This is a genomic window from Burkholderia sp. HMSC10F09, assembly GCF_001806955.1.
Taxonomy (GTDB): Bacteria; Pseudomonadota; Gammaproteobacteria; order Burkholderiales; family Burkholderiaceae; genus Burkholderia; species Burkholderia multivorans.
Window position 1 is genome coordinate 21458 of sequence record NZ_KV786911.1, and the last position, 14061, is coordinate 35518.

The window sequence follows — 14061 nt, forward strand, 5'->3', positions numbered from 1 at the left end:
CACGTTGGCGAAGCCGCATACCGCCATCCAACTACTGCTCGGCGCGAGCAGCCCCGATTTGAAGCCTGACGAAGCGACGTCACCAGTTGACGAAGCGGGCGCGCTGCAGACGTGGGACGCGCTGCTCAACAGTTTGCGGCTGCGGCCCGGCGCGGTGTAAGCGAGGTCGGACATGCGACGCTATGACATCGTGAAGGGTGACACGACGACGGTCGGCGGTGTCGTGCAAGGGGGCGATGGCTCCGACCTGATCGGCGGACGAGAGCAAGCCTACGAGCACGACCCTGTGTGGTGCCCCGTCTGCAAGACGGTCGGCAAGATCGGTTGTAGTGGCCAACGGATCTCCACCACCGGGCCGGACGGGCGGGAGGCAGCATTGAGCGACGACCTCTGCCTGTGCGCGTGTCCGACGCCGCCGAAACTGGTGGCGTCGCAGTCCGTTTCGTATGTCGACGTCTGACCCGGGCTGCCGTCAATTCACGTGTTCCGAGGAACGAGCCGCGTAAAACTGTTAGTGGGGTGCAACGAGACAGGTAAGGCCGAGCAGCAGAATGAGTGCTCCCATGCTGTTTTCGACGAACGCGTTTTCCTCGGCCGCCATCGCGATTTAAAAGCTTCCCGCACGTGCCAAATCCGGTCGCGGGCAATAATCGTTCGGGGTTGTTTGGCTCGACGGACAAAAATTCGCCGATGTGTTCGACGCGTCCGGAATTCGATGAAGGAGATTATGTGCATCGGGAAAGCTATAACCAATCCGAGGGCTTCCAGGGCATTCCTCTACAGCATCGTGGAAATCGCGGAAGATACGCCGGAGCCGAAATATTGCCACGTTTTGTGCGATATCTGTTTTTCGTCGTGGGTTTGTGCACCTGTTCGATAGCGTTTTCCGGTGAACCAACCATGACGAATCCCTTGTTGTCCACGCCGCGCCCTTGGTGCATCGGCCGCTTTGTATTCGAACGGCCCACGGCGAGCGAGATAACGAACCAGCGATACGCGTATTGGGGGGAGAAGCTTGAGACACAGCACAACGTATCGTCTGCAACATATCAGGCCAAGGTTGACGGACTGGAAAGGGAATTGAAAACAAAGAAGCGCACTTATCCCGGAAGTAGAGATAATAAGACGTACAGTTCCTGGCTAGAGAAAGCGTTATCACCAAAGAACGACTCCAGAGTTTTCGCTTATAAGAAATTTTATACTGAAGGGGTCGCTTTACCGTTTCAAACGGAAGGCTATTTTTTTGAAAACAAGACCTTGTTCCACACGACTGGGTCATTTGGATCAGGTGGTTTGGACAAGTTCGAGCCCGTTTACACCGATCTCTATCGGCGTATCAAGGCACGCGACAACTGGTCGGTACCGACCGAATCGGGGTTCTGCTTCGACGGCGGTATCGCGACGGGCTCGTCGACCTATCCCGAGGAAGTCAGCCAGTCGTTCGCGCTGATGCCGGGACGGCCGGCGCTGCTGGTGATCCAGATGCGGGATTCAGTCGACGTCGACCAGAAAGAGCCGCTGACCAAGACACTGCCTGCTCTGCGTGCGCAGATGGATCGGGTTTCAAGCGGGAGTTACCGCATTTTGCGCCAAGGCAAACGCACGGTGGCCGGGATGGACGCCGAGGAAGTGCTGTTCGCACTAAAGGAAGGCGAGATCACGTCCTACCGTTTCTACCTGCTTGCGCCCGGCGATCCGAGCACGTTGGCGAAGCCGCATACCGCCATCCAGTTGATACTCGGTGCGAGCAGCGCAGATTTGACGCCTGAAGAAGCGACGTCGCCGGTCGATGAGGCCGGCGCACTGCAAACCTGGGACACGCTGCTGAACAGCTTGCGCCTGCGTCCGGGCGCGGTTTGACCGAGGGCAACATGCGACGCTACGACATCGTGAAAGGCGGCGCGACGACGGTCGTCGCCTCGGCGGCAACAGAAGCGAGTGCTAGCTTGGCGGTGACGCTCAACGCAGCCGGGCTCGGTCCGCGCACCGTAGCCGAATACGTCGGAGCCGCTCAGTCGAGCCGGCGCGCCGTGATCGCCGATCGATCCCATAACGCAACGGGCACTCGTGCGTGCGCGTGGCGAAAAGGTCGTGACGCCGGCTGGCCAGCGGGGATGAGTGCGCAGGCAATCGTTCATCCGCCGCGCGAAGGGGCCAGACAATGACAAGGGCCCTGGAATCATTGCCGCGCGTTCGGCGGGGAACCGTCCTGGCGGTATCGATTGGCCTGTATGTCGTCTCGCTCATGCTGCCCGCGATGTATTTCGAAAAGGAAGCTCCGCTCGTCGGAATGTCCCTTCTTGCGGCTGTCTGCTGATGTTCGCGGCAGGATCGGCGGCGACGCCAACTGTGCAGGTCGAGCGATTGCAGCCGTCGCAGATCATCGTCGAGGGACCGTCACGGCGGATTATTCCGGGCGGCCCAGGTCGATATCAATGGTTTACGCTTATGCATTCCGTACTTTGGAATTCGCGTGCAAGCTGCGTAGCGATGTCTTCGGAGTAGCCTGACGCTTGTTCCCGTTACAACCATCCGGACGAAGACCTGAGCTCCTTGCTGCGCAAGCTTCTGAAGGCGTCGGAGCATCGCCATCGCGTTGCAGCCATCGCAGAGCGGACATTCCAATCTAGCCGCTACAATCAAATCCGACGATCATACGCATTATGTCAACTCAAATGCGATCGATGAATCTCGAGATAGGAATGCCCGCAAGCGCAAATATCGGCGGTTAGATTCGACGCTCGATTTGACCGACCTCCCTATGCGTCTTCAACCTGCCTGCACGATATTCCGCCTCGCGTGCGTTCTTTGCGAGCATCGTTCGCGGATACCGGAAGAGAAATCGGGAGCCGGCTCTATAGCCCCGCACGGTGGAAAACCGCTCGCACCGACTCAGGCCACCGATCGCCGCGACGTGATGCCTCCGTCCACCGTGACGATCGTGCCGCTGGTGTAACTCGAGCGCGGCGATGCCAGAAAGACGAAAAGGTCGGCGACCTCCGGCACGGTCGCCGCGCGGCCCAACGGATAGCCCGCCATGAGTTCATCGGCGCGCGCTTCGTCGCCCAGCAAGCGCGAGGCGTGATTCCGGAGTACCTTGGCAATGCGCTCCGTCGATACCGGCCCGGGATTGACACCCAACACGCGGATGCCGTCTTCCAGGCTGCGGCCACCCAGCGCGCAGGTGAAAGCCATCAGTGCGGCATTGCCCGTCGAACCCGCGATGTAGTTGAAATCGAAGTTTTGCCCGCCGTTGCCGATGTTGTTCAGAATGACGCCGCGCCCGCGCGCCTTCATCTCCGTGTACATCGCGCGCGTCAGGTTGATATAGCCGAACACCTTCAGTTCCCAGCCCTTGCGCCAGGCGTCCTCGTCGACATCCCATAATGTGCCGCCCGGAATCGCACCTGCGTTGTTCACCAGGATGTCGGCATGCGCCGCAAACGAAACGATGTCGGCAATCGCGCCCGTTCGTGTCATATCGAGCGCCAGTACGCGGACATTCACGCCGTGCGCGGCGCTCAGCTCGCTTGCCAGCGCGTCGAGTTTCTCGGCCGACCGCGAAACCAGCAACAGGTCGCAACCCTCCCGGGCAAACGATCTCGCCAGCCCCGCGCCGATGCCTTGCGACGCGCCGGTAATCAGTACGCTTTGGCCCGAGATTCCCATATCCATCACGTTCTCCTGTTCCCGGTTTCACGGATTGCATGTAGCTCAACCGCGCGCAGTGCGCCTTTGACGCGCCGATGCGGCCGGATCCGGTCTTCAAAGAGCTTACCTATCTGTTCGTTTCCGTATCGCTCCAACGCTGCGTGGGTAGCGGCTTACAGCACGGATGCCGCTATTGATCTCGGATTCATCATGCACCGCTTGCGGTATCGAGGTCAGCACGGTAATGACACACGTTCCGTACAGTGGAGAAAAGGATTTTCATACCGTTCGGTGTCCGGTCCTCGCACGGCAGTCCACTCTGCGTGCGACGAAAACGCCATTGCCTCGTTGTACGGAACAAATCGCTTCACCGCGTTGACGGCGTAAACGCACACATTCATCGTGCCTCCCAGTTCGACAAAGACTCTAACGCTTCAGATTCAAGCATCGAGCATGACAGCGCGGTAAACGCGCCGATCGAGCCCATGTCTGAACCGGCAGTACATGTGCCATAGCCGGAAGATAGCGTTTTGTGACGTAGGAACGAACGCGGCTCACACCAACGGACCGACGAAGACAAAGAAGCACGCGGTTCTGATTCAGGAGACAGTCAATGAACCACCCCGCAGATTTGGAAACCGCCCCATCGGCGATGGGATCGGACACGCCAATTCCGATTTCGCGTGCGATATGGGCCGCCTCGATCGGCACAGCCTTCGAATGGTATGAATTTGCGCTATACGGCTCCCTTGCCACCGTGCTCGCGGCAAAGTTTTTCTCGGGCGTCGAGGCCGGCACGGCGTTCATCTTCGCGCTGCTGACGTTTGCCGTCGGTTTCATGATGCGACCGCTTGGTGCGCTCGTTTTTGGGCGCATCGGCGACATGATCGGTCGCAAGCGCACGTTCGTCGTGACCATCTGCATGATGGGCGTAGCGACGGTCGGTGTCGGCTGTCTGCCGACCTATGCATCAATCGGTATCACCGCGCCAATCGTGCTCATCTGCCTGCGCATACTGCAGGGGCTGGCAGCAGGCGGTGAATACGCGGGGGCCCTCACCTATGTCGCAGAGTACTCCACGAGCCGCCGCCGGGGACTGAACATGTCGTGGACGACCGCGGCAACCACGGCCGGACTGCTGCTGTCTTTCCTCGTCATCCTTGCCGCGCGCGAGCTCTCGGGTGACGGATTCGACGTATGGGGATGGCGGCTCCCTTTCATCGGCTCCATCATCATGCTGGCGATCTCGCTGGCGATGCGCTTACGCATGGAAGAGTCGCCGGCCTTCAGGAAGCTTCTGCAGAACAAACAACTCTCGAAGTCACCTATCCGGGAAACGTTCCTCGATGCGGCGAACTTCCGTCGTCTGGCGGTGGCCTTCGGCTTGTGCGCGGGCATGACCTCGATGTATTACATGGCGGCGCTCTATCCGACGTTCTTCCTGACGCAGACGCTGAAAGTCGACCCAAAGACGGTCAACACCGTGGTACTTCTGGCGACCGCCGTCTGCTTGCCGATGTTCCCGATCTCGGGCTGGCTGTGCGACAGAATCGGCCGCAAGCCCGCGTTGTTGATCGGGTTTGCAACGACCGCAGCACTGCTTTTTCCGGTCTTCCACGGGTTCGAGCATTTTGCCAATCCGGCCTTGGCGTCGGCGCAGGCGGCCGCGCCTATCACCGTCGAGACTGACGCTTCACGCTGCTCTCTGCTCTTCAATCCGCTCGGCAATCGCCGCTTTACATCGTCATGCGATACGGCCAAGCAAGCTTTGGCCGCTGCCGGCGTCAGCTATAGCGTCGAGGACAAAGGATCCGCCGCCACCACCACCGTGATCCGTGTCGGGAACGGCACACTGACGGGATACAGTGCCGCAGGCCTTACCGCGCCCGCAGCGAAAGCACAAGCCACGCATTTCGCAGGCGAACTGCGTGACTTGCTGACAGCTCAGGGGTATCCAGCGCACAGTGATCCTGCGGCCTTCAACGGGCCGATGGTATTCGTTCTACTCGTGGTGTTCTTCAGTTGCTCGATTATCACGGTCATGACGATCGGTCCCGCGCTGGTGGAAATGTTTCCGACACGTATCCGCTATACGTCGATGTCAGTCCCGTATAACGCGGCAACGGGCTGGGTCGGCGGTCTGCTTCCGACCTTCGTGTTCGCCATTTCTGCGCAAACGGGCAACATCTTCTCGGGCCTGTGGTATCCGCTTGGATGGACGGTTGTCTCCTTGATTGCCCTCATCCTGTTCTTCCGTGAAACGCGCGACGTCAATATCAACGACTAGGCGCGGTCGACGCAGCAATCAGGACGGCTTCGGGCTCTCACATCGCGCTTCGGCCGATTCACCGAATCGCGCTGGGCTGATCCTCCGTGGTACCGGCGCCGGCAACCATGGCGGCGCTGGATAACTTTTCGCGCTGTAATCCATGCACATCGAAGGACGTGATCTCCGTTCGAAGCCGCCTGTTTCAGGCGGCGCTTTTTTTGTGCGACGTCCGTTCGCGATATCCCGGTGGCCATGACGCGCGGCGACTCGACGGCAACGATCTGCCGCGTTGCGGTCGCCTTGCCGCTCACCGCATGCGACGCGAATAACCGCTCTTCAACGCCTCCACGACAAGCTCGACGGCCCGCGACGATTTGCGTCGACTCGGGTAATAGACGTGATGTCCGACGAACGTAGGAAACCAGTCTTCCAGCACCCAGCATAAGCGCCCGGCCCGGACATGCCCTTCCGCAAGATCCTTGGGGACGTATGCAAGTCCGAACCCGCCCAGCGCCGCGTCCATCATCTGATAGACGCTCGTGAAAATGAGCTGCCCTTCGACCCGCACCTGCAACTCGCGCCGCCCTTTCTTCAACTCCCACGCGAGCAGTGAATCTCGCGTCGGCAGCCGCAGATTGATGCAGTTGTGCTGCGTCAGGTCCTGCGGCGTGTTCGCGGGCGCGGCCGACTTCAGGTAACGGGGAGCCCCGACGATTGCCATCGTCATATCCGGCGCGATTCGCACCGCGATCATGTCTTTGGCGACTTGATCGCCGAGCCGCACACCGATGTCATAGCGATCCGCGACGATGTCGGTCAACCCATAGTCGTTGACGAGTTCGATCTTCAGTTCCGGATACTGGCGCAGCAGCGGCTGCAGACGCGGCCAAACGTACGTGTTCGCCGCGTAGTCGGTGGTGGTGATGCGGACCGTTCCGCTGGGGCGGTTCGTCATCGCGCGCAGGGCATCGACCTCCGCTTCGATTTCCTGAAAGCGCGGCGCGATTGCTGCGAGGAGTCGTTCGCCGGCCTCCGTCAGGGAGACGCTGCGGGTCGTACGCGTCAGCAACTGAAGACCCATGCGCTTTTCGAGGGCCGCCACCGTCCGGCTCAACGCGGACTGCGAGACGCCGAGCTGCGCCGCCGCCCGCGTGAAGTTGCGCTCGCGCGCGACGTTCATGAAGCCGACCAGATCGTCGAAGTTCTCTTTCAATTCATGCTCCACGGCATAAGGGCATGCCGATTTTGCCATCTAGTCGCATCTATTCCCAGACGTTAGATTAGTGGCATCGGGCATTTGCCCGGATGAAACCGAGGAGAAATAGTCATGGAACTGAAACGCGCGGGCTCGCAGCCCTCGATGAAAGGCCCCGAAGAACGGTTCACGGGCACGGTGCGGCTCGACCCGCTGAACGCGCCGCCTCCGCCCGCACGCGTTTCGTGTGCGAGCGTCACGTTTGAACCCGGTGCGCGCACCAACTGGCATACCCATCCGCTCGGTCAGACCTTGATCGTGACGGCCGGCTGCGGCTGGACGCAGTGCGAAGGTGAACCGCGCGTCGAGATCCGCGCGGGCGACGTGATCTGGTGCCCGCCGGGCCACAAGCACTGGCACGGTGCAACCTCGACGACCGCGATGACGCATATCGCCGTTCAGGAAGCGCTCGATGGCAAGAATGTCGAATGGCTGGAGCGGGTCACGGACGCGCAGTATTTCGGCAGCGGCGAGCAAGGGTAATGCGGTTCATGGCGTAGCAGGCGTGCATCCCCTTGCCTCGCAAATCCCGGGAGCGGCGCTTAGCGCACGTCGTGTCGGTGTCGAACGCGCGGTTATCTTCGTCACGGACACGATCGACGCGACCTGACGATCTGCTTCCCGCCGCCCGACGCGACGGAACATGCCGCGACGAGTTCAAACCTAAGCCGAAGCACCGCAAGCGCACGAGATCGCGCGTTTTCTCGAGCATATCGAGGCCGTGAACGCGTTGACGATGCGCTGCTCGCCATCGCCGACGTGCCATCCATGCCGAAACGGATGCCGTTCTCCGCCGCCTGCACAGGCACGTCGAACCGATGCAGGGAGCGCGGTTTCACCAACCATGCGCCGGTCGACACCGACATCGCCAGGTGCTGCGTCTGACGCCGCTCGCGATACGTTGCACCGGGCGAACCAACGCCATGATTCGGTTCACCCGGCAATACCCCTCACCCGCGCCCCCTCTCCCCCGCCGCTTCCCGCCGCGTATAACTCGCGAGCCCCCAGGTCAAAAGCGCAGCAAGCAGCAGCGACGCCGACATCGCCAGCATGCCCGGCGCATACGAACGCGTCGCATCCTTGAGCACACCGACCATCCACGGCCCGACATACCCGCCGAGGCTGCCCATCGAATTGATGAACGCCATGCCGCCCGCCGCCGCGACGCCGGTCAAATGCCGCGACGGCAGGCTGTAGAACGCCGGCCGGGCCGCACTCAAGCCGATCACCGCGAACACCATGCCGACGAGCGCGGGCAGCAGCGACGAAAAAACGACGGCGAAGATCAGCCCGGCCGCGGACACGACGCACGCGAGCGCGAGATGCAACAAGTGCCGGCCTTGACGCTCCATCAGCCTGGCCCACGCGATCATCGCGACCGCCGCGACGAGATAGGGCACGCCCGACAGCAATCCCACCGAGAACGTCGACAACCCATGTCCCTTGAGCATCAGCGGCAGCCAGATCGCGATGCCGTTGATGCCGATCCAGTAGCAGAACAGTATGCCGACCATCATCCAGACGCGCGCGTCGCGAAGCACGGCGCCGAAATCCCGCTTCGGCAGTTCGGCCGATTCGCGCGCAAGCACGTCGGTGAGCGCGGCGGATTCCTCCCGCGTCAGCCAGTCGGCCTGTTCGGGGCGGTCGCGCAGCAACCACAGCGTCAGCAGGCCGAGCAGACAAGCCGGCAACCCTTCGACGACGAACAGCCACGGCCAGCCCTTGAGCCCCGCTGCGCCGTCGAGCTGCATGATGAACGCCGCCAGCACACCGCCCACGACCGACGACAACGGAATCGCGACCAGAAACCACGCGAGCACGCGCACGCGCCACGCTTTCGGAAACCAGCACGACAGATAGAACAGCACGCCGGGAAAGAATCCGGCTTCGGCCGCCCCGGTCAGCACGCGAAGCACGTAGAAGCTCGTCGGCCCCTGGATGAACGCACAGGCGGCGGACAGCAGCCCCCAGCTGATCATGATGCGCGCCAGCCAGCGCCGCGCACCGAACCGATAGAGCGCGAGATTGCTCGGCACCTCGAGCGCGCAATAGCCGACGAAGAACAGGCCGGCCGCCATGCCGAACTGGCTGCCGGTCAGGCCGAGATCGCGATTCATCGTCAGCGCCGCGAAGCCGATGTTGGTCCGATCGATGTAGTTGAAGAAATAGCCGATCGCCAGCAACGGGACGAGGCGGACCAGATTCTTGCGCAACGCGCGCTGCAGTGCGGCGTCCTGCGCCGCATCCGGTTGCTCGTGCGGAACGGTGAGCGTCGATGCCATGCGTTCACCTGAATCCGAAGAAGCGGGCGGGATTGTCGACGAGCATCTGGATGCGACGTCTCTCGTCCGGCACGATCCGCGCGATCAGATCGACGAGATCGCCGTCGTCCGGCATCGGATGGCTCAGGTTGACATGCGGCCAGTCGCTGCCCCAGAGAACGCGCTCGGGCGCATGTTCGGCGAGTCGACGCGCGACAGGCAGCGTGTCCTCGAACGGCGCACCGGCTTTGGACATCCGGTCGGCGCCCGACAGCTTGACCCACACGTTGCCCGTATCGAGCAGCGCACAGAGCGCACGCACCGATGGACTGTCGACCCTTCGTCGATATCGACGCGCGCCATGTGATCGATGACGACCGGCATGTCGAGCGAACGGATGAACGGCGAAAATTCGACGATGTCCTGCCCGGAAACGTGAATGGCCAGATGCCAGCCGAGCGGCCGGATGCGCGCGGCGACCGTCCTGACCGCATCCAGATCCGGGCGGCCGCCGAGATGCGCGAGGAAGTTGAAGCGCGCACCGCACACGCCGCTCGCGTCGTACCGCTCGAGCACCTCGTCCAGATCGCCCGGCCGCACGAGCGCGACGCCCTTGTAGCGCCCGCCTCCGTCGCGCAATGCATCGAGCAGCGGCCGGTGGTCGAACCCGTGCCCCTGGCTCTGCACGATGACGGCACGCGAGAAGCCGAGATGGTCATGCAGCTGTCGCAACTTCGACTCGGGTGCGGCGGACGGATCGAAACTGCGATCGTCGGGCAACGGATACCGGTCGAACGGCCCGAACACATGGCAATGCGCGTCGCAGCTGTTGGCTGGCAGGCGCAAGACGGGCCGGCGCGGTTCCGCCAGCGGTGGCGGAGAGAATTTGAGCGAATGCGTCGAGGCATTCGAAGACGTCACGGTCATGTCGACAGATTCCTTGATGGTTAAGCGAAGGCTTGGGGGCCGCGCCGGACAACGTATCGTTCGGCGCACATGCAGCGGGCGTAAATTCGCCGTTCACGTGTGCGTGGTCGGTGTCGCCCGCGAACGCACAGGTTCGGGCGTGAACGTCAGTCGACGTCCTGCTTCGACGAGCAGCTCGCCTGCGGATCGGGCATGCCGATCCGCAACAACGCTCGTCCACATTCATGAATCGGCAGGCAGGCCGGCATTACGCCGGTATGGCATATAGACATTGAATACGGTCAACGGGTAACCGGCCGCGCCCTCGCGCGCCGCATCGAGCAGTGCCTGCTCGGCGGGTACCGCAAGCGCGGCGATGAACCATGCGATGCCGGCAGGAACACCACCGCGATGCGGGCCGCCTTCCGTCGGTTGAACGCAGGCTTCGAAAAATCCGCGAAGCTGCAGCACCTCATTCGACGCTGCGAGTTGGCGTTGCAGCCCATCGGCGACCTTCAGCCCGTCAGCGTCCGACGCAACCGGCATCCCCATCACGACGAGCCGCGACGTTTGCCATCCGGCATGCTGGATCGCCGTGGTCTCGCCAAGCGCGCTGGCCACGACGCGGCGCCGGCCCACCGTGCGTGACAGGATCCGGCGAGTCCACGGTGTCGATTGCTTGCCCGACATCGATCGATACGCGTCGCTTTCCAGCACGTCGAGGCTCGCCAGATCGTAAAGCGCCATCCAGCGCGGCCATCCGTGTATGCATACCCATCGCGATGCCGCGATGCATCCGGGCAACGATCGGCGTTGGGGAAAATGCTCGGTGTCGTACCAGTCGTTGAACTCGTCCTCGCGATGAGCGGGCGGTTCCATCATGACCATCAACATGGCGCGCGGCAGCGTCGTGGCGTCGTGCAAGCTCGTCTCCTGTTTATGGCAACCACTGTGAACAGTTTTCCCCGGATTGACCAAAACCTTTTATCGATAGCAACCTATAACCGGTTTGAATAGGTCAACCACGCCTCCCGTCGACGCGCTCACTGCGCGGCCGTGATCTTCCGTGCAAACGCCGCGATGGCGTCGGCCATGGCGGCCGGCTGCTCGGGCGCGAGCGCATGGCCGGCATTGGGAATCCGCACGATCGTCACGCGATCGCCGAGCATCGACTTGAGCACGTTCGAGAACCGGCGCGGCGCGACGGCGTCGTATTCGGCCTGCAGGTCGAGAATCGGCGCGGTGCCGGCCGCAAAGTACGCGTCGACCGGCGTCGTTTCGCGCGCATGCGATTCGGCTTCGTGCGTGGCGTGATGCCAGCCCTCGAGCCAGACGCGCGGATCGTTGCCCGGCGCGAAGAAGGCCTTCTTCAGGTATTCGATTCGCGTCGCTTCCGGCAGCGACAGGTCGCCTGCCCCGTCGATGGCCTGCCGGATCTCCGCGCTGATCGGCTTCTCCGTCGAACCGGGCGGCACCTTGCCCGCGGACGCGGCGGCGAGCACGACGCCGCGCACGAGATCGGGCCGATCGACGGCCAGCATGCGCGCGGGAAAGTTGCCCCATGCATGGCCGACGACGATCGCCGGGCCGCGATGCTCGTTCTCGATCACCGTTGCGACGTCCGCCGCGAAGTCATGCACCGACAGATTCTCCATCGGCCCCTTGCTTTGCCCGATGCCGCGCGGCTCCGGGCGCAGCACGCGGAAACCGTCCGCCACGAGCCGCTCGGCGACGGCGTCGTAATCCCGGCCCGAGCGGCCGAGCGACGGCAGGATCACGATCAGCGGGCCCTGCCCCTGGCGCATGACCTCGATCTGCACGTCGCCGCGCCGAACGATTTCTCGATCGACGGCGGCTGCGCCCGACGATGCGAAGGCGGACGCCGCCCACCACAATACGCATGCAGCCACGAGGCCGCGCTTCGATACCTTCATGTTCCTGATCTCCTGATTGATTGACGGATGCATTCGTTTGTTTCAGCGCGTGCCGCTGACGATCACGGCGTGCCGTAGACTTTCCGCGCAAAGGCGGCGATCGCTTCGCTCATCGCGTGCGGCTGCTCGGGCGCCATCGCGTGCCCCGCGTTCGCGACGACCTGCACGGTCACGCGCTCGCCCAGCCACGGCTTGAACACGTTCGGCACGACGACGGCGTCGTACTGCGCCTGCAGATCGAGCATCGGCACCGTCCCGCCGCCGAAATAGACATCGATCGGCGTGATGTTGCGCGCATGCGCCTGCGCCGCATGCACCTCCGGATACCAGCCCGTCAGCCATGCGCGCGGATCGTGCCCCGGCGCGAAGAACGCCTGCTGCAGATAAGTCAGCCGCTGCGCCTCGGGCAACCGCGGATCGCCCGCCCCGTCGATCGCTTCGCGCAGCCGGCCATACGGCTTCTCGGTCGATCCCGGCGGCAGCTTGCCGGCCGAAGCCGCGGCCATCACGAGGCCGCGCACGAGATCGGGGCGATCGACCGCGAGCATGCGCGCAGGCTGGCTGCCCCATGCATGGCCGACGATCACGACCGGCCCCGTGTGCGCGTGGTCGAGCACGAGCGCGACATCGGATGCGAACGCATGCAGGTCGAGGTCGCGCATCGGTCCGCTGCTGCGGCCGATACCGCGCGGTTGCGGCCGCAATACGCGGAATCCGTCGTCCGCGAGCATGCGCGCGACTTCGTCGTAATCTTCGGCACCGCGTGCGAGCGACGGCAGGATCACGATCACGGGCCCGCGTCCTTGCGCAAGCGTTTCGATCTGCACGTCGCCTTTCGACACGAGCGTGCGTTGTACCGCGTTCGCGTCGGCACGCGGCGTCGAGCAAGCGGCAACCGAGGTCGCCAGTGCGGCGGCCAGCACGAGCCGCGTCAGCATCGCGTTTGTTTTCATCGTCTCCTCATGGGTCGATAGCGACCGTCGTCTCAAAGCGGATCGAGGCCGGTCTTCTGCAGCACGGCCACGGCGGGTGCCGTCTTCAGGAAGGCCGCGAAGGCCCGCGAGGCGTCGGCGGCCTGCGCATTCACGGCGATCGCCGACGAGATCACGCTGGTCTTCTGCACGTCGGCAGGCAGCGGCCCCGCGAAGTCGATGCCCGGCGTCACCTTCAGTTCGCTGATCTGCTGCAGCCCGAGCTCGGCGTCGCCGCGCGCGAGTGCGGTGCCGACCAGTTCCTTGCCGCGAATCAGCACGCTCTTCGCTTTCATCTGTTCTACGATGCCGAGCCGCTTGAACAGCGTGTCGACGATGTAGGTGCCGCTCGCGCCTTCGGAGAAGGCCACCGATTTGGCGGAGAGCAGCGCATGACGCAATGCGTCGTCCGTACTGACGTCGGGCACGGCCACGCCCTTGCGCACCGCGACGCCGATTCCGCTGGCGGCGATGTCCGACAGCGACGCGCGGTCGAAGCGGCCGGCGTCGACTTGTTGCTGAAGTGCCGGCTTGATCATGAAGCAGATGTCGACCTTCTCGCCGTTACGCAAGCGCATCGGCAAGGCCTCGGCCGACGTGCCGTACGACGGCCCCCACGCAATCGCGAGACGATGCCCCGACGATTTTTCGAACATCGGCACGAGCTGGTCGAACGCGCCGTGCAGCGCGCCCGTCGCCAGAACGTGAATCTCGTCGGCATGCGCGCCCGGCGACGCCGCGCACAGCGTCATCCATGTCGCGGCACCCAGCCAGGCGCGCCAGCCCGATTTCTCTTTCATGTCTCCTCCTTGAG

13 protein-coding genes and 1 pseudogene are annotated in these 14061 nt (G+C 63.1%); 6 read left to right on the forward strand and 8 right to left on the reverse strand.

The window, feature by feature from the left end; translation table 11 throughout:
- From HMPREF3115_RS32880 to HMPREF3115_RS33115, 4 genes are all read left to right on the forward strand, one after another.
- The coding region (locus tag HMPREF3115_RS32880; protein ID WP_256276440.1) for a T6SS immunity protein Tli4 family protein at positions 1-160 on the forward strand (160 nt) is incomplete at its 5' end.
- Between the two features lie 12 nt (positions 161-172).
- On the forward strand, positions 173-460 hold the full coding sequence (locus tag HMPREF3115_RS25990) for a PAAR domain-containing protein (protein ID WP_054315157.1): 288 nt from the start codon (positions 173-175) through the stop codon (positions 458-460).
- Positions 461-624: 164 nt separating this feature from the next.
- A complete protein-coding gene (locus HMPREF3115_RS31810) occupies positions 625-1860 on the forward strand; it encodes a T6SS immunity protein Tli4 family protein (protein WP_256276438.1) in 1236 nt (411 codons plus the stop codon).
- Between the two features lie 11 nt (positions 1861-1871).
- Positions 1872-2165 carry a hypothetical protein gene (locus HMPREF3115_RS33115; RefSeq protein ID WP_175835808.1) on the forward strand — a complete coding sequence of 98 codons (294 nt, stop codon included), beginning with the start codon at positions 1872-1874 and terminating at the stop codon, positions 2163-2165.
- A gap of 727 nt (positions 2166-2892) precedes the next feature.
- Here HMPREF3115_RS33115 and HMPREF3115_RS26000 read toward each other — a convergent pair.
- Positions 2893-3675 carry an SDR family oxidoreductase gene (locus HMPREF3115_RS26000; RefSeq protein ID WP_070556689.1) on the reverse strand — a complete coding sequence of 261 codons (783 nt, stop codon included), beginning with the start codon at positions 3673-3675 and terminating at the stop codon, positions 2893-2895.
- Between the two features lie 589 nt (positions 3676-4264).
- Here HMPREF3115_RS26000 and HMPREF3115_RS26005 point away from each other — a divergent pair.
- On the forward strand, positions 4265-5938 hold the full coding sequence (locus HMPREF3115_RS26005; RefSeq protein ID WP_233632856.1) for an MFS transporter: 1674 nt from the start codon (positions 4265-4267) through the stop codon (positions 5936-5938).
- A 289-nt stretch (positions 5939-6227) separates the two neighbouring features.
- Here the strand turns inward: HMPREF3115_RS26005 and HMPREF3115_RS26010 are convergent, their stop codons facing one another.
- Positions 6228-7172, reverse strand: a complete 945-nt coding sequence (locus HMPREF3115_RS26010) for a LysR family transcriptional regulator (protein ID WP_059873490.1) — start codon at positions 7170-7172, stop codon at positions 6228-6230.
- Between the two features lie 75 nt (positions 7173-7247).
- Between HMPREF3115_RS26010 and HMPREF3115_RS26015 the strand changes: the two genes are divergently transcribed.
- A complete protein-coding gene (locus tag HMPREF3115_RS26015; protein ID WP_070556693.1) occupies positions 7248-7658 on the forward strand; it encodes a (R)-mandelonitrile lyase in 411 nt (136 codons plus the stop codon).
- 467 nt (positions 7659-8125) lie between these two features.
- Here the strand turns inward: HMPREF3115_RS26015 and HMPREF3115_RS26020 are convergent, their stop codons facing one another.
- The 6 genes and pseudogenes from HMPREF3115_RS26020 to HMPREF3115_RS26045 all read right to left on the reverse strand — a co-directional run bounded on the left by HMPREF3115_RS26020 (position 8126) and on the right by HMPREF3115_RS26045 (position 14047).
- Positions 8126-9457 carry an MFS transporter gene (locus HMPREF3115_RS26020; RefSeq protein ID WP_070556695.1) on the reverse strand — a complete coding sequence of 444 codons (1332 nt, stop codon included), beginning with the start codon at positions 9455-9457 and terminating at the stop codon, positions 8126-8128.
- 4 nt (positions 9458-9461) lie between these two features.
- Positions 9462-10363: pseudogene (locus HMPREF3115_RS33120) on the reverse strand (amidohydrolase).
- A gap of 222 nt (positions 10364-10585) precedes the next feature.
- Positions 10586-11266: a hypothetical protein gene (locus HMPREF3115_RS26030; protein ID WP_125902338.1), complete on the reverse strand. Its 681-nt coding sequence runs from the start codon at positions 11264-11266 to the stop codon at positions 10586-10588.
- 119 nt (positions 11267-11385) lie between these two features.
- Positions 11386-12276: an alpha/beta fold hydrolase gene (locus HMPREF3115_RS26035; protein ID WP_070556699.1), complete on the reverse strand. Its 891-nt coding sequence runs from the start codon at positions 12274-12276 to the stop codon at positions 11386-11388.
- A 62-nt stretch (positions 12277-12338) separates the two neighbouring features.
- Positions 12339-13229 (reverse strand): alpha/beta fold hydrolase, encoded by an 891-nt coding sequence (locus tag HMPREF3115_RS26040; protein WP_070556700.1) that lies wholly within the window; start codon positions 13227-13229, stop codon positions 12339-12341.
- A gap of 32 nt (positions 13230-13261) precedes the next feature.
- A complete protein-coding gene (locus HMPREF3115_RS26045; protein ID WP_070556702.1) occupies positions 13262-14047 on the reverse strand; it encodes a substrate-binding domain-containing protein in 786 nt (261 codons plus the stop codon).
- Positions 14048-14061: the final 14 nt, after the last annotated feature.

Bases quoted from the DNA above. Each gene is read 5' to 3' on its own strand.
- HMPREF3115_RS25990 (WP_054315157.1), top strand. From the start codon at position 173: ATGCGACGCTATGACATCGTGAAGGGTGACACGACGACGGTCGGCGGT.
- HMPREF3115_RS33115 (WP_175835808.1), top strand. From the start codon at position 1,872: ATGCGACGCTACGACATCGTGAAAGGCGGCGCGACGACGGTCGTCGCC.
- HMPREF3115_RS26000 (WP_070556689.1), bottom strand. From the start codon at position 3,675: ATGGATATGGGAATCTCGGGCCAAAGCGTACTGATTACCGGCGCGTCG.
- HMPREF3115_RS26005 (WP_233632856.1), top strand. From the start codon at position 4,265: ATGAACCACCCCGCAGATTTGGAAACCGCCCCATCGGCGATGGGATCG.
- HMPREF3115_RS26010 (WP_059873490.1), bottom strand. From the start codon at position 7,172: ATGGCAAAATCGGCATGCCCTTATGCCGTGGAGCATGAATTGAAAGAG.
- HMPREF3115_RS26015 (WP_070556693.1), top strand. From the start codon at position 7,248: ATGGAACTGAAACGCGCGGGCTCGCAGCCCTCGATGAAAGGCCCCGAA.
- HMPREF3115_RS26020 (WP_070556695.1), bottom strand. From the start codon at position 9,457: ATGGCATCGACGCTCACCGTTCCGCACGAGCAACCGGATGCGGCGCAG.
- HMPREF3115_RS26035 (WP_070556699.1), bottom strand. From the start codon at position 12,276: ATGAAGGTATCGAAGCGCGGCCTCGTGGCTGCATGCGTATTGTGGTGG.
- HMPREF3115_RS26040 (WP_070556700.1), bottom strand. From the start codon at position 13,229: ATGAAAACAAACGCGATGCTGACGCGGCTCGTGCTGGCCGCCGCACTG.
- HMPREF3115_RS26045 (WP_070556702.1), bottom strand. From the start codon at position 14,047: ATGAAAGAGAAATCGGGCTGGCGCGCCTGGCTGGGTGCCGCGACATGG.